At 40.3% G+C, this 21,241-nt stretch carries 23 protein-coding genes; 19 read left to right on the forward strand and 4 right to left on the reverse strand.

Going from position 1 to position 21,241, the window contains the following annotated elements; all coding sequences use genetic code 11:
* The first annotated feature begins 7 nt into the window (after positions 1-7).
* The 4 genes from HMPREF3108_RS00075 to HMPREF3108_RS00090 all read left to right on the forward strand — a co-directional run bounded on the left by HMPREF3108_RS00075 (position 8) and on the right by HMPREF3108_RS00090 (position 5,516).
* Positions 8-1,738, forward strand: a complete 1,731-nt coding sequence (locus HMPREF3108_RS00075) for a C69 family dipeptidase (RefSeq protein ID WP_070492821.1) — start codon at positions 8-10, stop codon at positions 1,736-1,738.
* 177 nt (positions 1,739-1,915) lie between these two features.
* Complete coding sequence (gene tehB / locus HMPREF3108_RS00080) at positions 1,916-2,776, forward strand: SAM-dependent methyltransferase TehB (protein ID WP_070492823.1); 861 nt, start codon at positions 1,916-1,918, stop codon at positions 2,774-2,776.
* Between the two features lie 270 nt (positions 2,777-3,046).
* Complete coding sequence (locus HMPREF3108_RS00085; protein ID WP_070492825.1) at positions 3,047-4,711, forward strand: C69 family dipeptidase; 1,665 nt, start codon at positions 3,047-3,049, stop codon at positions 4,709-4,711.
* Positions 4,704-5,516 (forward strand): PrsW family glutamic-type intramembrane protease, encoded by an 813-nt coding sequence (locus HMPREF3108_RS00090; protein ID WP_070492827.1) that lies wholly within the window; start codon positions 4,704-4,706, stop codon positions 5,514-5,516. Before HMPREF3108_RS00085 ends, HMPREF3108_RS00090 begins: the two co-directional genes overlap by 8 nt.
* A 169-nt stretch (positions 5,517-5,685) precedes the next feature.
* Here the strand turns inward: HMPREF3108_RS00090 and HMPREF3108_RS00095 are convergent, their stop codons facing one another.
* Positions 5,686-6,246 carry a TetR/AcrR family transcriptional regulator gene (locus tag HMPREF3108_RS00095; RefSeq protein WP_045502009.1) on the reverse strand — a complete coding sequence of 187 codons (561 nt, stop codon included), beginning with the start codon at positions 6,244-6,246 and terminating at the stop codon, positions 5,686-5,688.
* Positions 6,247-6,386: 140 nt separating this feature from the next.
* Between HMPREF3108_RS00095 and HMPREF3108_RS00100 the strand changes: the two genes are divergently transcribed.
* The 12 genes from HMPREF3108_RS00100 to HMPREF3108_RS00155 all read left to right on the forward strand — a co-directional run bounded on the left by HMPREF3108_RS00100 (position 6,387) and on the right by HMPREF3108_RS00155 (position 16,872).
* The gene (locus HMPREF3108_RS00100) at positions 6,387-7,088 is read left to right on the forward strand and encodes an ABC transporter ATP-binding protein (RefSeq protein WP_061595859.1); all 702 of its coding nucleotides are present in this window, start codon (positions 6,387-6,389) and stop codon (positions 7,086-7,088) included.
* 1 nt (position 7,089) lies between these two features.
* Positions 7,090-9,813, forward strand: coding sequence for an ABC transporter permease (locus tag HMPREF3108_RS00105; protein WP_070492829.1), 2,724 nt, complete (start codon positions 7,090-7,092; stop codon positions 9,811-9,813).
* A 95-nt stretch (positions 9,814-9,908) separates the two neighbouring features.
* Positions 9,909-10,757, forward strand: coding sequence for a metallophosphoesterase family protein (locus tag HMPREF3108_RS00110; RefSeq protein ID WP_061585194.1), 849 nt, complete (start codon positions 9,909-9,911; stop codon positions 10,755-10,757).
* Positions 10,758-10,816: 59 nt separating this feature from the next.
* Positions 10,817-11,266, forward strand: a complete 450-nt coding sequence (locus HMPREF3108_RS00115; RefSeq protein ID WP_048778474.1) for an Rrf2 family transcriptional regulator — start codon at positions 10,817-10,819, stop codon at positions 11,264-11,266.
* 231 nt (positions 11,267-11,497) lie between these two features.
* Positions 11,498-12,376 carry a VOC family protein gene (locus HMPREF3108_RS00120; protein WP_070492831.1) on the forward strand — a complete coding sequence of 293 codons (879 nt, stop codon included), beginning with the start codon at positions 11,498-11,500 and terminating at the stop codon, positions 12,374-12,376.
* Positions 12,377-12,487: 111 nt separating this feature from the next.
* Positions 12,488-12,760, forward strand: a complete 273-nt coding sequence (locus HMPREF3108_RS00125) for a PspC domain-containing protein (RefSeq protein WP_008809048.1) — start codon at positions 12,488-12,490, stop codon at positions 12,758-12,760.
* A gap of 26 nt (positions 12,761-12,786) precedes the next feature.
* Positions 12,787-13,245 carry an NUDIX hydrolase gene (locus tag HMPREF3108_RS00130; protein ID WP_045634667.1) on the forward strand — a complete coding sequence of 153 codons (459 nt, stop codon included), beginning with the start codon at positions 12,787-12,789 and terminating at the stop codon, positions 13,243-13,245.
* Between the two features lie 158 nt (positions 13,246-13,403).
* Positions 13,404-14,339: an HPr(Ser) kinase/phosphatase gene (hprK, locus tag HMPREF3108_RS00135; RefSeq protein WP_045634666.1), complete on the forward strand. Its 936-nt coding sequence runs from the start codon at positions 13,404-13,406 to the stop codon at positions 14,337-14,339.
* The gene (gene lgt / locus HMPREF3108_RS00140; RefSeq protein WP_045634665.1) at positions 14,332-15,141 is read left to right on the forward strand and encodes a prolipoprotein diacylglyceryl transferase; all 810 of its coding nucleotides are present in this window, start codon (positions 14,332-14,334) and stop codon (positions 15,139-15,141) included. The genes hprK and lgt overlap by 8 nt, the downstream gene beginning before the upstream one ends.
* Positions 15,134-15,517, forward strand: coding sequence for a DUF948 domain-containing protein (locus HMPREF3108_RS00145; protein WP_045634664.1), 384 nt, complete (start codon positions 15,134-15,136; stop codon positions 15,515-15,517). Before lgt ends, HMPREF3108_RS00145 begins: the two co-directional genes overlap by 8 nt.
* Positions 15,518-15,538: 21 nt before the next feature.
* Positions 15,539-15,982, forward strand: coding sequence for a YtxH domain-containing protein (locus tag HMPREF3108_RS00150; RefSeq protein ID WP_061595854.1), 444 nt, complete (start codon positions 15,539-15,541; stop codon positions 15,980-15,982).
* A gap of 89 nt (positions 15,983-16,071) precedes the next feature.
* A complete protein-coding gene (locus tag HMPREF3108_RS00155) occupies positions 16,072-16,872 on the forward strand; it encodes a C39 family peptidase (protein WP_061595853.1) in 801 nt (266 codons plus the stop codon).
* A gap of 43 nt (positions 16,873-16,915) precedes the next feature.
* On the opposite strand, the gene HMPREF3108_RS00160 is transcribed toward HMPREF3108_RS00155, so the two are convergent.
* Positions 16,916-17,203: a DUF3270 family protein gene (locus HMPREF3108_RS00160; RefSeq protein ID WP_070492833.1), complete on the reverse strand. Its 288-nt coding sequence runs from the start codon at positions 17,201-17,203 to the stop codon at positions 16,916-16,918.
* A gap of 195 nt (positions 17,204-17,398) precedes the next feature.
* On the opposite strand from HMPREF3108_RS00160, the gene HMPREF3108_RS00165 reads away from it, so the two are divergent.
* Both HMPREF3108_RS00165 and HMPREF3108_RS00170 read left to right on the forward strand, forming a co-directional pair.
* Positions 17,399-18,328 (forward strand): peptidase U32 family protein, encoded by a 930-nt coding sequence (locus HMPREF3108_RS00165; RefSeq protein WP_061595852.1) that lies wholly within the window; start codon positions 17,399-17,401, stop codon positions 18,326-18,328.
* A 197-nt stretch (positions 18,329-18,525) separates the two neighbouring features.
* On the forward strand, positions 18,526-19,812 hold the full coding sequence (locus HMPREF3108_RS00170; protein ID WP_045773811.1) for a peptidase U32 family protein: 1,287 nt from the start codon (positions 18,526-18,528) through the stop codon (positions 19,810-19,812).
* 35 nt (positions 19,813-19,847) lie between these two features.
* Here HMPREF3108_RS00170 and HMPREF3108_RS00175 read toward each other — a convergent pair whose 3' ends face one another.
* On the reverse strand, positions 19,848-20,186 hold the full coding sequence (locus HMPREF3108_RS00175; protein WP_176744503.1) for a hypothetical protein: 339 nt from the start codon (positions 20,184-20,186) through the stop codon (positions 19,848-19,850).
* A gap of 139 nt (positions 20,187-20,325) precedes the next feature.
* Between HMPREF3108_RS00175 and HMPREF3108_RS00180 the strand changes: the two genes are divergently transcribed.
* Entirely contained in the window at positions 20,326-20,538 is a 213-nt protein-coding gene (locus HMPREF3108_RS00180; RefSeq protein ID WP_008809037.1) for a YdbC family protein, read from the forward strand.
* 12 nt (positions 20,539-20,550) lie between these two features.
* Here the strand turns inward: HMPREF3108_RS00180 and HMPREF3108_RS00185 are convergent, their stop codons facing one another.
* Complete coding sequence (locus HMPREF3108_RS00185) at positions 20,551-21,105, reverse strand: biotin transporter BioY (protein ID WP_070492837.1); 555 nt, start codon at positions 21,103-21,105, stop codon at positions 20,551-20,553.
* Positions 21,106-21,241 lie beyond the last annotated feature (136 nt).

A 21,241-nucleotide genomic window follows, 5' to 3' on the forward strand; every position in this document is an offset into this window, starting at 1 on the left:
ATAGACTATGAAGAAAATACTGCTCAGACTAATGTTCCTTGCAATGTTAGTAGCTCTTTTGCCTGTTCATGTGGCACAAGCGTGTTCTGCGTTTATTGTCGGTAAAGACCTGACAGCAGATGGCTCTACTCTATTTGGTCGGACAGAGGACTATCCATACGCCCCTGACGGTGGTCGGCACAATCAAAACTATGTAGTAGTGCCAGCTAAGACCTATAAAGATGGCGATAAGATAGAAGATGAGTCAAATGGCTTTACCTATCCGCATTTGGCGAATGAAATGAAATACACAGCTGTCTACGACTCTGATCGTGACAACGGAAGTAACGGAAACTTCGCTGCGCATGGTTTTAATGAACTTGGTGTAGCTATGACAGCGACCGTTTCAGCAACACCAAACGATAAAGTGTTAAAAGAAGATCCACTTGTAAAAGATGGTCTTCCAGAAGCATCATTAGTTGACCTTGCTTTGCCTCGTGCGAAAACAGCACGTGAAGTTATTGAGACAGTCGCGAAAGTTCTGGATGAAAAAGGGTCAGCAGAAGGAAATATCATCGTTGCAGCAGATAAAAATGAGCTATGGTACATGGAAATCCTGTCTGGTCACCAATATGTAGCCATCAAATTCCCAACGAATAAGTATGCTGTCTTTGCGAACACTTACTATCTTGGTCACGTTGACTTGAACGATAAGGAAAATGTCATTGCTTCTAAAAATGTGGAAGAAGTAACTAAAAAAGCAGACAACTATAAGACCGACAAAGATGGCAACTTTATGATTGCTAAATCATACGGACCTGATAAATATATGGAACGTAACCGTTCTCGGACTTATGCAGGTATCAAGTGGATGGACCCACAAGCAAAAGTAAATTATGACGATGAAGCTTTTGATCTCTTGCGCGAACCAACTGATCCAAATAAGAAATACACGGTTCATGATGTGATCGCGGAACAAAGAAATCGTTTTGAACACTTGCCAGAATATAAGGCAGATGATTTGGTTGAAGTTGGTAAGAAAATAGATACCAATGTTTATAAGTATGCTTTAGGTAACGAAAATGTAATCGACGCCCACGTTTATCAAATCAAACCAAACCTACCAAATGCCTTTGGCGGTGTTATGTGGCTGGGTCTGGCACAAAGTCGCAACACACCATATGTACCATTCTATGGTAATGTAGAAGATACTTACGAAGCTTTCAAGAACCGTTCTACTAAATATGACGGAAAATCTTGGTATTGGACTGTTTGGCATATTGACCAAATGGTTATGAAATATCCAGAAATCTTTGGTAACAGCATTCAAGAAAAATGGAAAGAAAAAGAAGCTGAATGGGATAAAGAACAGACCGAACGCGACGCCAAATATGCAAACTACACAGATGAACAAGCCAAAGCCGCTGGACCAGAAGTGACTAAGGAAGCCTTGGAACGCTCAGAAAAAATCTTTAAGGAAATCAAAGCAGTCGAAGCTGAGATGGAAGAAAAGATCAAGAAGGAAAAAGGTCAAGATGCCGACCTTGTTTATACTGGATATAACAAGGCAAATCTCTTGGCAGATGCCAAAAAAGGTAAGGAAAAAGACAAAGCTAAGGAAAGTGATACCAAGAAAGAAAACTCTGAAACTAAGAAGAGCGATTCTAACCAGTACGGTTTGTGGATAGTCATAGCCTTAGTCGTTGTTGTAGGTGGCTTTATTGCTTTCAAACAATTTAGCAATAAAAAAGAAGACTAAGTTTTCTTATCTATTCTGACTAAAGAACCGAGTTCCGATACTCGGTTCTTTTTCCATTTCTAGCTTTAACTTCTCAAAGGTTTGGTATTTTCTTAATTTTGATGTGCAGGTAAGCTTGTCAAGAGGACGATTTTTCGGTATGATTAAAAAGAAATCAGATTGCTTGGAAGGAATTATATGATGCAAGATTTAGTTATGTATAAACGTATGCCCATTTGGACTGCAGAAACTATGCCAGAAGCTGTGCAACGCAGGCATAATACCAAGGTAGGTACTTGGGGGAAAATCACAGTTCTTACTGGAGAATTAAAATTTATTGAAATGACTGAGGATGGGGAAGAGTTGGCTGAGCACATTTTTAAAGCTGGGGAAGACAATCCCTATGCCCAGCCCCAGGCTTGGCATCGTGTCGAAGCCTTGACTGACGATCTCGAATGGTACTTAGAGTTCTACTGTCTACCTCAGGATTACTATGCAAAGAAATATGGTCTGACGCCTGTCCATTCTGAGGTACTGGAAGCTACAGAAACTGTAAAACCTGGAAAAGCATTGGACTTAGGCAGTGGCCAAGGAAGAAATGCTCTCTTTTTGGAGCAGTTAGGATTTGATGTAACTGCGGTAGATGTTAATCCCTTATCATTGGACAATCTTGCCTCTATTATTGAAGCAGAAGATCTGAATATGTTAGCCGGAACTTATGACATTAACTCTGCAAACCTGACTCAAAAGTACGATTTCATTGTATCCACTGTAGTCTTTATGTTCTTGAATCGTGAACGTGTTCCTGAGATTATCCGCAACATGCAAGAGCAAACAAACCCAGGTGGCTATAATCTTATCGTCTGTGCCATGGATACAGAAAGTCATCCATGTCATATGCCTTTCTCTTTTACCTTCAAGGAAGGAGAGCTACGTGAATACTACAAGGATTGGGAATTCATCAAATATAATGAAGATTTAGGCAGACTTCATAAGGTTGATGAAAATGGCAATCGAATCCAGCTTCAATTTGCGACGATGCTGGCTAAAAAGAAATAAATAATAATGGAAGTATTAGTTTTGCTAGTATTTCCAATTTTTTTAAGTTTTGCAAAAAAATTTTTATACAGCATGAGGGAAATGTTTGTAAATTTATACAAGAACCTCAAGTGAAAAATTAAATTTACAAAGTAATCAGAATTTTTCTTAGGTGAATTTATTCATTTTTCTGTAGAAGCCTATTTTGAAAACGCTTGCAAGAGTAGAAAGAGAATAGTATACTAAACATGTGGTATTCGGTTTACCAATTAATATATAAAGGAGAAACTGATGAAAAAGAATCTTTTCAGATGGTTTGTTACAGCCATGATGCTTCTTATACTCTTTCCTTTCCAAGTCGTCCAAGCTTGTACGGGCTTTATCATTGGGAAGAATTTGACGACCGATGGTTCGACTCTCTATGGCCGAACAGAGGACTTGGAGCCTAATCACAATAAAAACTTTGTTGTGAGGGAGAGAAAGAATAATAAAGCTGGTGATAAATTCGTAGATGAAACCAATGGCTTTAGCTTTGATTTACCAGCTGTTAGTTACAAGTATACGGCAGTTCCAGATGTGACTCCAGAACAAGGTGTCTTTGATGAAGCTGGCTTCAACGAGGAAGGAGTTTCTATTTCTGCGACTGTCTCAGCAAGTGCCAACGATGATATTCAGAAAAAAGATCCTTACGTTAAGGATGGTATTGCCGAGTCAGCTATAACTTCTGTAGTTCTTCCTCATGTCAAAACAGCTAGAGAAGGAGTAGAGCTCCTAGCAAAAATTGTCAGAGAAAAGGGTGCGGCAGAAGGAAATATCATAACGATTGCAGACAAGAATGGTGTTTGGTATATGGAGATCCTTTCTGGGCACCAATACGCAGCAATCAAGTTTCCGGATGACAAATACGCTGTCTTTCCTAACACCTTCTTCCTTGGCAATATCAATGTAAATGATACAGAAAATACTATTGCTTCAGCAGATCTTGAGAAAACAGCTCGTGATGCAGGAACTTACAAAGAAGTTAATGGGGCTTTTCATATAGCTCAATCGTATAATCCGCCTTTGGCTGAAGCGAATCGGTCTAGGGTTTGGTCTGGTATCAAGGCTTTGAATCCAAATGCAGATGTGAAATATGACGATGAATATTTTGAACTCATGCACTCAACCAATGACAAGCTTAGTCTACGTGATGCTATGAATTTGCAACGAAACCGCCTAGAGGGAACAGACTTTAAACCGCTGGATCAGATGGAGCTAGATGGTAAAGGGATTCCAGATAAGAAAAAGGCAGATCCTGTTTATAAGTATCCGATCTCCAATCCTAATGTCATGGAAGCACATATCTTCCAGTTAAAAGATAATTTACCTGCTAAAACAGGGGGAGGCATTTTCTGGCTTTCAATGGGAAGTCCACGAAATGCACCATACCTACCTTATTATGCAAATATCAATAATACTTATCAGGCTTATCAAGAAATGAGTACAGCTTATAATGAAAATTCTTGGTATTGGACAATTAGCCGTATCAATGATCTAGTAGCTAAATATCCAGATTTATTTGAAGATGGTTCTATCCGTAGTGAGATTGAACGTCTAGAAACCCAATGGATGGAAGAGCAGGCTGCTTATGATAAAGAACAAATTAGCCTTGCTAATCAACCAGAAGAAGCTAGTTTGAAAGCAACAAAACTTTCCATGGAACGAGCGGAATCAGTCTTTAAACACCTCAAGGAAATTCAGAAAAAAGCTGAAGACAAGGTAGTAAGTGAATATGGTATTAAAGCCCTAAAAGAAATTGAGGAGTCAGAAGATTCTAATACTGAAGAAACCATTCGTCTGGAAGATTTTGACTACGATATTGCTTTGGCTGGAGGAATCTTTGTTCTGACTGTTGTTGGAATAGTAATCTATCTCGTAAAACGCAAAAATAAAAAAGGAGCAGACAGTCATGAATAAAACAAGAAGAATTGCTCTCTATATTTATTTGGTATTAGCAGGTATTGGCTTGCAGTTTGAATTAGGAGACATGGCAAATAAGGACATCACCCTAGAGGCTGGTCGCGACCTCATCCTTAATCTAGCTGTTTTAGCGGCCTTCTTCCTACCTATCTATTTCTTGATTAAAAAGCTTGCCAAAAAGTTATCTGTAGAGACCATTGTTCTCGGAACTGCCCTTTTTGGAGGTGCATTTATTGCAGGCTGGCTTAGCTTTGCAGGTAATAGCCTGATTGACATTATTAACTCAAATTTCATCAAAGATCCTGCTGTTTTTAATGACTGGACCAATGCATTGACAGCTCCATTTGCTGAGGAATTTTTCAAGGCCTTGACTGCCTTTGCAGCCCTTTATATTTTGGGCAAAAAAGATCTTCAATCTGTCTTAATAGCTGGACTGAGCTCTGGTTTTGGTTTCCAAGTCATAGAAGATATTGGTTATGTATCCAGACAGACTTTTGGTGGAGAAAATAGCGGTGCTTTGGAAGCGATTGGTAGAATTGCTGGTGGATTTGCTTCTCATACGCTCTATACGGCAGTTGTGACTGTTGGGGTCTACCTTCTCTTTTCTAAAGTTTATAAGAAATATCGCCGCTTCGGTCTCTGGTGCGTCGTTTCAACAGTTGTTAACCATTTTATTTGGAACTCTCCATTTTACGAAACAGAACACCGGATCAATCTAGTTGTTGGAGCTCTTTTTGCCTTTCTTGCCGCTACCTTTGTAGAGGTTTACCGACTAGTCATAAAAGAGAGTAATTTAAGTTGAATAAACTAAAAACAAGCCTTTGAGAGGCTTGTTTTTAGTTTGAAAAGTGAGGTCTGTTTGCACATATCAGTTAGGTTCAGCATATAATTCTCTCTTCCCAGACTACCAGTATTCCGTGTAAGTAGAAGCTTATGTCACAAAGAGATTGACAAAGTAGTTCTGCTCCTTCTTATCTCAAATAATCATAGTTATAAGTAGTCAAAATTATGTCAGTGAGTTCTTCAGGTTCTTCTTGAGCTCCGCCAGCTATCCAAAGAGAAATAATCCCCTCAACACTTGATAGGAAGATTTCTAGGGCGTATTTCTGAGGGATATGGAAGTTCTCTTCTAAAAAACGCTGGGTAGCAGCCTTTTGCTTATCACTCAGAATGATAGTGGTTATGTACTCCCGAATAGCTTCGCGAAAGTCAATATAATGGCTCTTGGTCAGGGCATTGATAAGACGTTCATTAGCGCGCAGTATATGAAATTTTGCTATCATTAACTTTTTGGGATATTCGTTCTCCGCTTCAAACATGCTATAACTAGAAAGTTGGGAAATAATTTCTTTTTTGAGACTATCAACCATCTGATACTTATCTTGGTAGTGGAGGTAGAAGGTGCCGCGATTAATCCCTGCCCGTTTGCAGAGTTTGCTGATGGAGATAGTATCAAACCTTTCTTCTGATAGTAGCTGAATCAAGGCTTCTTTGATATCTTCCTTGGTGCTGGTTTTTCGTTTCTGGACCATTTTCTTCCTTTTTCTTAAATCAACACTTTGTTGATTTTTGCTTATTGCTTTTTATCTAAGCTCATTATATAATATCTGTGATTTAGAATCAACATCTTGTTGATTTAAGGAAACGAGCTTTGAAAAGGAGAGATGATGACATGGCTTATATTGAAATGAAACATAGCTTTAAACGTTATCAGGTAGGTGAGGCAGAAATTGTCGCTAATAACGATGTTTCTTTTGAGATTGAAAAGGGGGAACTGGTCATTATCCTGGGGGCTTCTGGTGCCGGTAAGTCAACAGTGCTCAATATTCTCGGAGGTATGGATACCAATGATGAGGGAGACATCCTGATAGACGGCCAGAATATTGCTGACTACAATTCCCACCAGCTGACGGACTATCGTCGTAATGATGTGGGCTTCGTCTTTCAGTTTTACAATTTGGTGCCCAATCTGACAGCCAAGGAAAATGTTGAATTGGCTTCTGAGATTGTCAAGGATGCTCAAGATCCTGTTGCCGTTCTAACTGCGGTTGGTATGGAAAATCGCCTCAATAATTTTCCTGCGCAGTTATCAGGCGGGGAGCAGCAGCGAGTGTCCATTGCTCGGGCTGTGGCAAAAAATCCCAAGATTTTGCTCTGCGATGAGCCGACAGGGGCTCTGGACTACAATACTGGCAAGCAAGTGCTGCAAATCTTACAGGACATGTCTCGCAATCAAGGAGCGACGGTGATTATCGTGACCCACAATGCTGCCTTGGCTCCCATTGCTGACCGGGTCATCCGCATGCACGACGCGAGAGTCAAGAGTATCACAGTCAATGATCAATCACAGGATATAAGTACATTGGAGTATTGATATGAAGAGAAAGATTTATTGGAAAGATATTCTGCGCTCCTTCACTAGCTCTAAAGGACGTTTCCTATCTATTTTAATCCTCATGATGCTGGGTTCTCTAGCTCTCGTGGGGCTCAAGGTCGCTCCTCCCAATATGCGCAGAACAGCAACAGATTACTTGAAAGAACAGCGAACCATGGACTTGGCTATTATGGCGGACTATGGTTTGGATAAGGCGGATCAGAAAGAGCTGGAAGCTATCAAGGGAGCCGATGTCGAGTTTGGCTATCTGACAGATGTCACTGTAGATGAAGAGGCTCTCCGAGTTTTCTCAGATACCAAGGATATTTCAAACTTTCAAGTGACCTCCGGTCGTCTTCCTAAGAAGGAGCAAGAAATTGCCCTAGCTAGCTTTTGGTCTAAAAAATATAAAATTGGCCAGGAGATTGATCTGACCGAAAAAGCCGGCAGTCGATCAGTTCTGAAAAACAAGACCTATAAGATCGTGGGATTTGTCAACTCGGCAGAGCTCTGGTCTGATAGAAATCTGGGCAATGCGACTAGTGGTAGCGGGGCTTTATCAGCCTATGCTGTAGTCAGCCCTAAGGCTTTTGATTCAGATGTTTACACTATTGCCCGCCTGCGCTATCATGATATAGAAAAGCTGGCTCCCTTCTCTGAAAGCTATCAGGAGCGTTTGGAGCAGCACCAGACTGCTTTGGACAAGAGCCTGGAAGATAACGGAGCGGCCCGGTTTAAGCGATTAGAGGCGGATGCCAAAAGCACCGTTCAGAAGGGCCAAGATAAGATTGCTCAGGCTGAGGGTGAGCTGACCCAAGGTAAAAAGCAATTAGAGCAAGCTCAGAGTCAGCTGGACCAGCAAAAAAACCAGCTAGCGGCAGCTCAAGCCGCTTCTATCCTAGCTCCTGCACAGCTCAGCCAGAGCCAGCAGCAGATTCAGGAAGCTGAGTCCCAGCTCAATCAGAAAAAAGTAGAGCTAGCTCAGGCAGAGAAAGACTTATCAGCTAGCAAGGACAAGCTAGCTGACGCTAAGGCAAACCTGAGTCGTTTGAAAGAGCCGGCCTATCATAGCTATGACCGCAAGTCCCTGCCAGGTGGGAATGGCTATCATATGTATAAAAACTCCATGAATAGTATTGCGTCGATTGGCAATATCTTCCCGGTGGTGCTCTATTTGGTGGCAGCAATGGTGACCTTTACCACTATGACGCGCTTTGTCGATGAGGAGCGAACAAATGCAGGTGTCTTTAAGGCCTTAGGCTATCATAGCCAAGATATCATTCGCAAGTTTGCTCTTTACGGTTTGGTAGCGGGCAGTCTAGGTACCCTCATAGGGATTCTGCTGGGACATTATTTCTTGTCGGGAGTGATTTCTTCTATTATTACTAGAGGAATGGTACTTTCTACCCCTCATGCATATTTTTATGTTTCCTATAGTTTACTGGCCCTGGGACTTTCCCTTCTATCCAGTGTCCTCCCTGCCTATTTGGTGGCAAGACGGGAGCTGAGAGAAGAAGCAGCTCACTTGCTTTTGCCCAAGCCACCGGTCAAGGGCTCCAAGATTTTCTTGGAAAGTCTGCCCTTTATCTGGCGACGTCTTAGCTTTACTCAGAAAGTCACAGCTCGCAATATCTTTCGCTATAAGCAGCGGATGTTTATGACTATCTTTGGTGTGGCGGGTTCTGTTGCCCTGCTCTTTGCCGGCCTAGGACTCCAATCTTCTATTGGTGGTATTCCCAAACGTCAGTTTAAGGAGATTCTGCGATACGACTTGATTGTCGCTGTCAATCCTGGAGAAAATCAGGCTGAGCAGGACAAGCTGAAAAAGCTGCTGGCAGATGACTCGATTGCTGATTATCAGGAAATCCATAGTGAAACCTTGACAGAGAAATACAAAGGAAAAAAAGAGACAGAATCAGTCACTTTAATGGTTACGGACAAGGAAAATTTCGAACCTTTTATTTCCATGGAAACTCCTGACAACCAGCAAAAGCTGACTCTCAAGGACGGTGTAGTTGTTTCGGATAAATTGGCCCGTATAGCTGGGGTTAGCCCCGGTGGCCGTATAGAGCTGGGTGGCAAGTCTGTCAAGCTCGCAGCAGTCAATGAGAATCATTTTGGCCATTTTGCCTTTATGAAGGCGACTGACTACCAGAAGATTTACAGAAAAAAGCCCGAGAAAAACGCTTATCTAGTGCGACTCAAGAACCCTTCTAGTAAGAATATTGTGGACAAGGCCAATGAATTTATGAGCCTCAAGTCTGTCAAGAGTGTCTCACAAAATGCTAGTATGGTGAAGCAGTTCAACGTTCTAGCTGATTCTCTTAATAATACGATGCTTATTTTGGTGGTGATCTCTGTTCTTCTAGCAGTTGTCATTCTCTACAATCTGACCAATATCAATGTAGCTGAGCGGATTCGCGAGCTGTCCACTATCAAGGTTCTGGGCTTCCATAATAAGGAAGTGACCCTCTATATCTATCGAGAGACCATTATTCTGTCAGTAATTGGGATGGCAGTTGGGCTTCTAGGCGGTTTCTTCCTGCATCGTTTTTTGATTGAGAAGGTTGCGCCTAGCATTATCAGCTTAAACCCTCAAGTAAGTCCCTCAGTCTATCTGTTTCCTCTAACTGCAGTGACTCTTATTCTGACCTTGCTTGGCTTCTTTGTCAATTACCGCCTCAGGCGGTTGGATATGCTGGAAGCGCTCAAGTCTGTTGATTGATAAAAAAAGACTTCAAAACTTTCACTCACTTGATGGGTGGAAGTTTTTTTGAACTTTGATATAATATTCCTTGTAAAGAAAGAGAAAGACACACGATGACACGAAAAATTGCCTTATTATCCGATGTACATGGAAATAGCACAGCCTTGGAAGCAGTGCTGGCGGATGCGGAAAGCCAGCAAGTGACAGATTATTGGTTTTTGGGAGACTTGCTCCTGCCAGGAACCGGTCGTAGAAATATCTTAGATAGGATGGATCAGCTGCCCATCAGCCTCCAAGTCAGAGGGAATTGGGAAGACAGTCTCTGGCATGCCCTGCATCAAAAGCTGGATTTGGCTCGTCCTAGTCATCTCTACCTGACCCGGCTCTGCCATTTTGTCCTAGAGGAAATCAGTCCTGAAGAGATTGACCGCATGCAGGAACTTCCTCTGCAAATCTTGACAGAAGTAGAGGGATTGAAGATTGCGGTCAGTCACCATCTGCCAGATAAGAATTGGGGGCGGGAGCTGATTCATATTGGCGCGCAGAGCGATTTCGACCGCCTTTTTGAGGGCAATGACTGCGCTATCGCTGTTTATGGTCACATTCACCAGCAGTTTCTCCGCTACGGGACTAAGGGCCAGCTGATTATCAATCCCGGCTCTATTGGTCAGCCATTCTTTCTAGATTCGGCTTTGCGTCAGGACTTGCGAGCCCAGTATGCCATTTTAGAGATTGATGAGACGGGTCTGGCTGATGTCGACCTGCGGCGCGTGCCCTACGATGTGGAGCAGGAGCTGAGATTGGCTCGGGAGCTCCACTTGCCTTATTATGAGATTTATGAGGAGAGTCTTGTTAATGGTATCCACCATACCCACAATCATGATCTGCTGAGAGAAATCAGCGAGCGGGAAGGATATGCAGATGAGATTGCAGCTTTCTTAAAGTCTAGTCGTAACTCTTGAAGTTACACCATTTTTGAGCTATAATAAAAATAAAGGAAAATGATAAGGGAGAAGAAGAGATGCAGATTTCTAGCCGTTTTACCATTGCCACCCATATGCTGATTGTTCTGGCTTTGGAAGGAAAAAAACGAAAACTGACAAGTGATATTCTTGCTGGCAGTGTCGGTGTCAATCCAGTTATTATTCGTAAGACCCTATCCCAGCTCAAGAATGCAGGAATGATTACCGTTGCTCGTGGGACCGGAGGAGCAGAGATTGCTAAAGATTTGAAAGATATTAGCCTTTTAGATGTTTATTGTGCTGTTGAGTGTCTAGGAAAGAGTGGCCAGCTCTTTAGCTTTCATGACAAGCCCAATCCAGACTGTCCTATCGGCAAGAACATTCACAATGTCTTAGACGACCGCTTGGCAGCTATTCAGGCAGCCATGGAAGCTGAATTGGCTCAGACCAGCCTTGACGAAGTTGTCGCAGCAACCGAAAAAGAAATTAAAGAACAATCTGTTTCCTAGAAAGCAGGTTGTTTTTTTGGTGAATAGTATTCTAAGATGTAATTATTGACATTACATTAAAATGTGCTATACTAATAGATGTAACAAAAACAATTACAATTCAGAAATAATCCTTAGGAACAAATGGCAATGTGAAAAGCCATATCAAGGAACCTATCTCTGTTTTGGAGAAATAAAAAAAGATGGAGCAGGAGCACTGCTGAAATTTTAAATTTAAGAGAGGAGAAAAACATGACTTTTGAATATCAAAGCAATATTTATCTAGGAGAGGTGGCACTTTATGTGGCCGATTTAGCAAGACAAAAGGATTTTTATCAGCGTATTTTAGGCTTGGACCTTTTGGAAGAGCAGGACGGACAGGTGGCTTTGGGCAGGGACGGACAAGTTCTGGTGAGACTTTTAGCGACCAGTGACCGGCAGCCCGTTAAGTCGGTTTACGGTCTTTATCATCTGGCACTCTTACTTCCAAGTCGTCAAGCTTTGGCGGATATCCTGAAGCATTTATCAGAAAATAAAGTTCCTATGGTTGGAGGAGCGGATCACGGTTATAGTGAAGCCATTTATCTGGAGGACCCAGAAGGCAACGGCATTGAACTTTATCGGGACAAGCCTCAGGCTGATTGGGATATTCGGGAAGATGGCCGCATTATCGGAGTGACGGAAGCGCTCGCGGCTCAAGAAATCTATGAACTCGGTCAGGAAGTCCAGCCGTTTAGTATTGCTGAAGGCACTCGTATGGGCCATGTCCACCTGTCTGTGAAAAATAGCAGAGCAGCCAGTCATTTTTACCAAAAGCTTCTAGGCTTAGAGGATAAATTTTCTGTACCTTCTGCTAGCTGGCTGGCATCAGGTAACTACCATCATCATTTAGCCGTTAATGAATGGGGAGGTTCTCACTTGAATCATCGCCAACCGAAGCAACTGGGACTAGCCTATTTTGAAGCGCAAGTAGAAGGGAAAGAAGACCTAGTAGCTATTTATGAAAATGCTCAGGACTTGCAAGCGCCAGCCCGATGGATTAGCTCCCAAGTGCTAGAAGTCACAGACCCAGATGGAATTGCTGTGAGAATGATTGCACCCACTAAAGTAAACATAGAAAATAAAGACTAAGAATAATCTTAGTTTTTTCGCTTAAATAACAATTAGAATCAGCCCTGAGCCTGATGGATTTTCCAAAAGAAATGATAAAATGAGACTATCTACAGAAAGAGGAAATAGAACATGAAAACGGTCCTTTATAAAACAAGAAGAAATCGATTGTTAGCCGGTGTTTTAGCTGGTTTGGCAGATAAGTTTAAATTTGATCTTAGTTTGATTCGTTTTTTATACATCCTTTTTACCATTTCGTCTTTTGGATTTGGAGTTGTTATTTACATTTCTTTAGCTGTACTTCTTCCAACCAAGGAAGACATAGAGGCCGAAATGTACGGGACTGGACCAAGAAAGCGTAAGGATGCAGAACCAATTGATGACGATAAAGGACTCTTTTGGTAATGGCTTACCGGTCAAAAAGGAGAACTATGGAAATATGGGATGCTTATAATGACAAGCGAGAAAAAATTGGCCAGTACTTGGTAAGAGGAGAGAGGATACCGGCTGGCTTATATCATCTCTGTGTGAATGTCATAGTACGACATGAGGATGGGGACATTCTTTTTATGAAAAGAAGCAGCCAAAAGGAACTCTACCCCAACTACTTTGAATTTGGAGCTGGAGGAAGTGTACTAGCTGGCGAGGATAGCCTTAGCGCAGTACTTCGCGAGTTGAAAGAAGAAACAGGTTTAGTCCCCAGCCAGATAAAACTCATTGAGCAGACAATATCCTCTGAAGATCGGTGTCTATTTGATTACTATGAAGCAATTATAGTAGGTGATAAGGGGAATATAACTTATCAAGATGGTGAGACTGATGGACATGTCTGGGTAGGAATAGATGAATTGCCCGTTTTCATGAAAGAGGAGCTTCTCTTTCGACATTAAAAAATATTATTAAAAAAACTAATAGAAAAACAAGGTGACAGATAAAGTGTAGAAACCTCCCCTGTCATCTTTTCTTTTCCCAAAAAGGACGCTGAAACTCTCTATAAAAGTAATTTTTTGCTATAATAGAAAAAGAAAGATTCCAAAGGGGGAAACTTATGTCTGTTAAGGTCAAGGACCTCTTGCAAAAAGTAAGATTACAATTGATTTACGGTAGCGAAGAACTACTGGAAAAAGAAATTACGACATCCGATATTTCACGGCCTGGGCTTGAAATGACGGGATATTTTGACTACTATACACCAGAGCGCATTCAGCTGATTGGGATGAAAGAATGGTCTTATTTGATGAAGATGACGAGTCATAACCGCCATCAAGTCCTTCTGAAAATGTTTCAACCGACGACACCAGTTGTGATCATTGCTAGAAATTTGGAAATTCCAGATGAAATGATGCAGGCTGCTGAAGAAAAGCAGATTGTTATTTTACGTAGCCATACATCAACCAGCCGTTTATCAGGAGAAATATCCAGCTATCTAGATTCTCGTTTGGCTGAAAGGACAAGCATTCACGGTGTCTTAATGGATATCTATGGCATGGGAGTTCTCATTCAGGGTGACAGTGGTATCGGTAAAAGTGAGACGGGACTTGAGTTAGTCAAAAGAGGTCACCGTTTGGTTGCAGACGACCGTGTTGATATCTTTGCTAAGGATGAAATGACTCTCTGGGGTGAGCCAGCTGAAATTCTGCGTCATTTGCTGGAAATTCGAGGTGTTGGAATTATCGATGTGATGAGTCTCTATGGTGCTAGTGCAGTTAAAGATTCATCGCAGGTTCAAATTGCAGTATATTTGGAAAATTACGACGTCAATAAGACTTTTGACCGCCTAGGTAATGCTTCAGATGAATTAGAAATTGCCGGTGTTCGAATCCCAAGGGTCCGCATTCCAGTTAAAACTGGTCGTAACATCTCCGTTGTAATTGAAGCTGCGGCCATGAATTATAGAGCAAAAGAGATGGGCTTTGACGCTACAAAGATTTTTGAAGAACGCTTGACAAATCTGATCAGCCAGAATGAGGTGAAGCATGATTAATCCAATTGCCTTTCAAATCGGACCATTTGCTATTCGCTGGTATGCAATCTGTATACTTTCAGGCTTAATATTAGCTGTTTACTTGGCTAGGAAGGAAGCCCCTCGTAAAAAGATTAAACCTGATGACATTATTGATTTTATCTTGATTGCTTTTCCGCTTGCTATCGTGGGTGCACGACTGTACTATGTGGCCTTTGAATGGTCTTATTATTCAAAACAACCATTTATTGAGATTTTTATTACCTGGCATGGTGGTTTAGCTATCTATGGAGGACTGATTACTGGTGCTCTAGTTCTTTATTTCTTTTCTAGGAGTAAATTTATTAATACTTTAGATTTCTTAGATATCGCGGCTCCAGGTGTTATGATTGCTCAGAGTATTGGCCGCTGGGGAAATTTTATCAACCAGGAAGCTTACGGTGCTGCGGTCAAGAGTTTAGACTATTTGCCAGGGTTTATTAGAGATCAAATGTATATCGATGGAGCTTATCGGCAACCTACTTTCCTTTATGAATCTACTTGGAACTTGCTAGGCTTCATCCTTATTCTCTTTTTACGCAGAAAACCCAATTTTCTCAAGCAAGGAGACATTACAGCCTTCTATCTTATCTGGTACGGTTGTGGTCGGATGATTATTGAAGGGATGCGGACAGACAGTCTCTACTTTATGGGACTAAGGGTTTCTCAGTGGTTGTCTGCTCTCTTGATTATTTTTGGTGTAGCCTTGGTTGTTTATCAACGTAGAAAAAAAGATACACCGTATTATGACACATCTTTAGAAATGGAGAAGAAAAATGCTTGAAATTTCATATAGTTTAGTCGCAGTTGCTTTGATTGCTTTGATTGTTTACTCCATCTTCTTGGTTAGAAAAATTAGCAATGTAGTGGATGAGACAGAGAAGACTATTAAGGTTCTTACTACAGATGTCAATGTCACACTATATCAAACCAATGAATTACTAGCTAAAGTAAATGTTTTGACTGATGATATTAATGGTAAAATGGAGACCATAGAACCCCTCTTTACAGCTGTTGCAGATTTATCGTTGTCTATTTCAGATTTAAATGATTCAGCTCGTAATCTGAGTAAAAAAGCAGCAACTGCTGGTAAAAATTCAGTCAAAGCGGGTGCGGGTTTAACAGCTTGGCGTCTATTATCAAAATTTTTCAATAGATAATCATAAGAAAGAAGGTCCATTATGGGTAAATTTTCATCGATTGTATTAGGAGCAGCGGCTGGGGCTGCAGCAGCTATCTTCTTAAGCAGTGAAAAAGGCAAAGAAGTAAGAGCTAGAGTCAGTAATTTTATCAAAGAAGTGCAAGAGAACCCAGATGAGTTTAAAGAGCAGGTGTGTCATTCTGCAACTGACTTGAAAAATCAAACAGTAGATACTGTTACACAAGTAAGAGACAAGGTCAATAATGGTGAGATTACAAAAGAGTCTATTTTGACATCTGTAAAGGAAACTACAAAAGAGATGTTAGACTATTCACAGGATAAGTTCCAAGCTATTAAAGAAAAAATTCAGGAAGAACATCTGACTAAAGACGACTTGATCTCTTCTATCAGGGAAAAAGCACATGCTTTGACGGATGAAAAAGATCATTCTGAAGAAATTGTTATAGACCTAAAAGAAGACTAAAAGAGCTGGTTAAACCAGCTTTTTTATTTTGTAGAATAACTTGACTCCAGGTACGGAAAAGACTATGATAAAGTTGGGGAGGTGGTCTGATGAAATGCATCAAACTTTTAAGCCTTATGTTTGCGATATTGTTTTTTACTGCATGTGCTAACCAAAGAAAAGTAGCAAAACCCTTAGATTCTTCTAACTCTGTTTCTAGTAAGAAGTTTTCAAGCAATTCATCTACTTTTTACAGATCAAAAGAAACTTCTTCGGACAATGGTTCGTCTTCGAGTAGTGCTTCAGAATCGCAGGAGATGCCACAAGTTCAAAAAACAGAAGAAGGATCACTTCAGTTGAGACATAGGCTGGAAGTACCTATGCAGGTGCAAAGAGCATGGAATACTTGTGCTCCAACGACTGTCAGCATGATGTTAGCCTGTCGGGGAATCGATATGTCGCAAGAACAATTGGCTGAGGAAATGGGCACAGATGCTCATTTTGGGACCCATAATGCCAATGCTATTCAGGTACTTAATCAGCATTTATTTGGTTATCCAGAACCAACTGATGGACAGGCGGGCTATCGCTTGGAAACTGTGAGATCTAGCTCATCTAATTCAATTGATATGCGCCTCTTTAAAGAGCGACTCAAGAAGAATATTGATGCTGGCTATCCTCTATATTATACGTTTGATAATTCAAAGATGTATCCTGGACGTAGTGGGGAGCACAATGTTATCGGAATTGGATATGAATTAAACTCAGATGCTTCTGATATTATTGGAGTTTATTATATTGATCCATCTTATACTGTTCAAAATCCGGTTTATGGAGGGTTAAAGAAAGTGACCCCTCAAGAGCTTTTGACAGCTATGTTGACTTGCCAAGAGCCGAATTATGCATGGTAAGAAAAAAGACCTGCTTCAAGTCAGAAGTAGGTCTCTTGTTTGATTAAAATTTCTTTTTTGAAATAAAACGATAGGTTTGCACTGTTGCAAAGCTTAAAGTCATAGCTAATGCCAGAGCAAAGAAAGTATTCAGTTTGAAAGACAGAAACAGAAAACTAAAAATTGCTGTTAAAATACAAAACGCAGCAATATTAAAGAAGAAAAGAAACTCTTTTATTTTAGGTTCAATATCTGATTCTGGAATATATTCTTGGTATAAAGGTAATTGTTCTTCAGGAACTTCCTGATAGATATAATCCTCTTGATAATTTTTATAATCTCTAAGTGTCATTTTTCTCTCTCCTACTAGTACTATATCATTGTATCATGATTTATTGGGGTAATTATTACATTTTTGTTACAGAAAGAATAAAAATAGTTTTCAATATAAAAATAAAGTATCGAAAATTTAAGAAAAAATAGAAGTAAAAGAAAGAATTTAAAAAGAAAACTGGTTCATTTCTAAAAGTGTGTTATAATTAACTTTATGGAAAAGATAATTATTACAGCGACAGCTGAAAGTATTGAGCAAGTGAAGGAACTGCTGGAAGCAGGAGTTGATCGGATTTATGTTGGCGAGAAAAACTATGGTCTTCGTCTTCCCCACACTTTTTCTTATGACGAATTACGAGAGATTGCTAATTTAGTTCATGAGGCGGGAAAAGAAATAGTCATAGCAGTCAATGCTCTCATGCACCAGGAAATGATGGACAAGATCAAGCCATTTCTTGATTTTCTAACAGAAATCCAGACGGATTATATTACTGTTGGAGATGCGGGAGTTTTTTACGTTGTTAACCGCGATCAATATCCCTTTAAGACAATTTATGATGCTTCAACCATGGTTACCAGCAGTCGTCAGATTAATTTTTGGGGACAAAAAGCTGGCGCATCAGAAGCAGTTTTAGCTAGAGAAGTTCCCTCAGCTGAACTTTTTGCCATGCAGGATATTTTAGAGATTCCTGCAGAGGTCTTGGTCTATGGGGCTAGTGTCATTCATCACTCCAAGCGCCCTCTGCTTCAAAATTATTACAATTTCACCCATATTGATGATGAGAAGACGAGGGAGCGTGATTTGTTCTTGGCTGAGCCAGGTGACCCAAGCAGTCATTATTCCATTTTTGAAGACAATCACGGAACTCATATATTTGCAAATAACGACTTAGATTTGATGACAAAATTGACAGAGTTAGTGGATCATGGATTTACTCATTGGAAATTAGAAGGAATCTATACTCCAGGTCATAATTTTGTAGAAATCGCTAAGTTGTTCATTCAAGCTCGAGATTTAATTTTGGCTGGTAAATTCACCCATGATCAGGCCTTTCTTTTGGATGAAGCTGTTCACCGTTTTCATCCTAAAAACCGTTTCTTGGATACTGGTTTTTATGAATACGATTCAGATATGGTCAAATAATTATAGCTATCTAAGAAAGCAAGAAATTTTCTTGCTTTTTTCTGTTGCTAAGATGTAAAATCACAATTTTTTGAATTCAGGAAAGATTAGAATTGTGAAAACATTTGCCACATCTTGATTTTCCAAGTTTTTTGCTATAAAATAGAAAGGATTAAAAATTAGGGATTATCGATCTTATCTTGCAAATAGGAGAAATGATGACAAAAACATTGAAACGACCAGAGGTCTTGGCACCTGCTGGTACTTTAGAGAAGTTAAAAGTAGCTGTTCGCTATGGCGCGGACGCGGTATTTATTGGTGGTCAGGCCTACGGACTTCGTAGCCGAGCTGGAAACTTTACTTACGAACAAATGGAAGAGGGGGTTCAGTTTGCGGCAAAGTACGGCGCAAAGGTTTATGTTGCTGCTAATATGGTGATGCACGAAGGTAATGAAATCGGTGCTGGAGAATTCTTCCGTAAGCTTCGTGATATTGGGATTGCTGCAGTAATTGTTTCAGACCCAGCTCTGATTGCTATTGCAGCATCAGAAGCACCAGGATTAGAAATCCATTTGTCTACCCAAGCTAGTGCAACTAATTATGAAACCCTTGAATTTTGGAAAGAGTTAGGCTTGACGCGTGTTGTTTTAGCGCGTGAAGTTTCCATGGAAGAATTAGCAGAAATCCGTAAAAGAACGGATGTTGAGATTGAAGCCTTCGTTCACGGAGCAATGTGTATTTCCTACTCAGGACGCTGTACACTTTCTAACCACATGAGTATGCGTGATGCTAACCGTGGTGGTTGCTCGCAGTCTTGTCGTTGGAAATACGACCTTTATGATATGCCTTTTGGCCAAGAAAGAAAGAGCTTGAAGGGTGAAATCCCAGAAGAATTTTCTATGTCTGCGGTAGATATGTCCATGATTGATCACATACCTGATATGATTGAAAATGGTGTGGACAGTCTGAAAATCGAAGGTCGAATGAAGTCTATACACTATGTATCCACAGTATCGAACTGTTACAAGGCAGCTGTCGATGCCTATTTGGAAAGTCCTGAGAAATTTGAAGCGATTAAACAGGACTTGATTGATGAAATGTGGAAAGTTGCTCAACGCGAATTGGCAACGGGATTTTACTACGGTACTCCAACAGAGAACGAACAGCTCTTTGGGGCACGCCGAAAAATTCCGGAATACAAGTTTGTGGCTGAAGTTGTAGACTATGATGCTGAAAAACAGATCGCGACTATTCGTCAGAGGAATGTTATTCATGAAGGAGATCAGGTTGAATTCTACGGTCCTGGCTTCCGTCATTTTGAGACAGTCATTACAGATTTGCATGATGCGCAGGGCAATAAAATTGATCGAGCGCCAAATCCTATGGAACTCTTAACAATTTCTATGCCGACACCTGTTTGCCCAGGTGATATGGTGCGTAGCAGAAAAGAAGGCCTTATCAATCTATATAAGGAAGATGGTACTAGCGTGACTGTCCGCGCCTAGATATAAAATAAATCCCAGTTTGTAAAAACTGGGATTTATTTTTTCTTTGGATTAGCTTTCTGTGCTACTCGAACGGTCTGAGGAACCAGACGAACACGTTGAATATCTGGAATCCGAATAATAGTTGACATGCTCTTATTAAAATTTTTAACAATCAACTGCTGGCGTTCTTTGTCATACTTAACAATATCGCCAGTAAAGCTTTTATTTTGAAAAATAACATGAATTCCGGATTTTTTCTTTAAGGCTAGCTCAATCGCGGATAAGATAGCAGTGTTATTCTCGCCGATCTGTTCGTTTTTTTTATCGTTTATAAACTCATTAGCTTTCTCAGTCAGCATTCTTAGAAATTTTTTCATAGCTAAAATCTCCATAACTTGATACAATATCATTATATAACATTTTCTCGTAAAATTCTAAATTTTTACGAATGAATTAAATGAGAGATGGAAAACTGTTAAACAGCAGAGGCTGTTTTAGCTCATCTACTTTTGAATTCACCAAGGAGGTACTATGTCAGAATTTACATTTGAGATTGAAGAAAAACTTCTAGTCTTATCAGAAAACGATAAAGGCTGGACCAAAGAGCTTAACCGAGTTAGCTTCAATGGAGCGCCAGCTAAATATGATATTCGAACTTGGAGTCCGGATCACAGTAAAATGGGCAAGGGAATCACTCTTTCTAATGAAGAATTTCAGGTTCTTCTTGATGCATTTAAAAACTGATAGAAAAGTCTATCAGTTTTTTTGTTTATCAGCAAAGTAAGGATGAAATCCGAGACTTTTTAATACTGGCAAGCTGATAATAGCTATCAGGAGCATTTTTAAAAGATCCGGTAGAATGAATGGGGTAACGCCTACAGCGATAGCTTTTGAAAAATTAAGATTCCCTAAGATGTTCAAACCTATAATTCCACCGATAAATAGGATGGTATCTCCCAAGATATTTGCCAGTAAAATGGTCAAGAATGAACTGTTTTTATGAGTTAGGATAGAAGTGATGAAGGCAAAGAGAGGAGCAGACAAAAGGTAACCAGCAGTTGGATTTAGGAATGATTGAAATCCGCCGTGACCGCCTGCAAAAACTGGGAGACCGATAGCACCAAGTAGTAAATAAAGTAGCGTAGCTGAAACCGCTTCTCTGGGTTTAAAAATAGTTGCAATCAAACCGATGGCAAAGGTTTGGAGAGTAATAGGAACAGCTCCAATAGCAAAGCTAAATTGTGATAAAACCGCTAAAATAGCAGCCCCAATGGCTGGGAGCACAAGTAAGAAAACTTTATTTCGATTCATAATAGTAAACCTCTTTTATAATTTATGGTAACTATTTTAAGATCTCTAGTGCTAAAAGTCAAGTGTTTTTTATCGACTTAGACTATTTCGTATTATTTTTTCTTTTTACTCCTGAAATACAAGAAAATAAATGCTA

Source organism: Streptococcus sp. HMSC10A01, from assembly GCF_001807785.1.
Taxonomy (GTDB): Bacteria; Bacillota; Bacilli; order Lactobacillales; family Streptococcaceae; genus Streptococcus; species Streptococcus gordonii.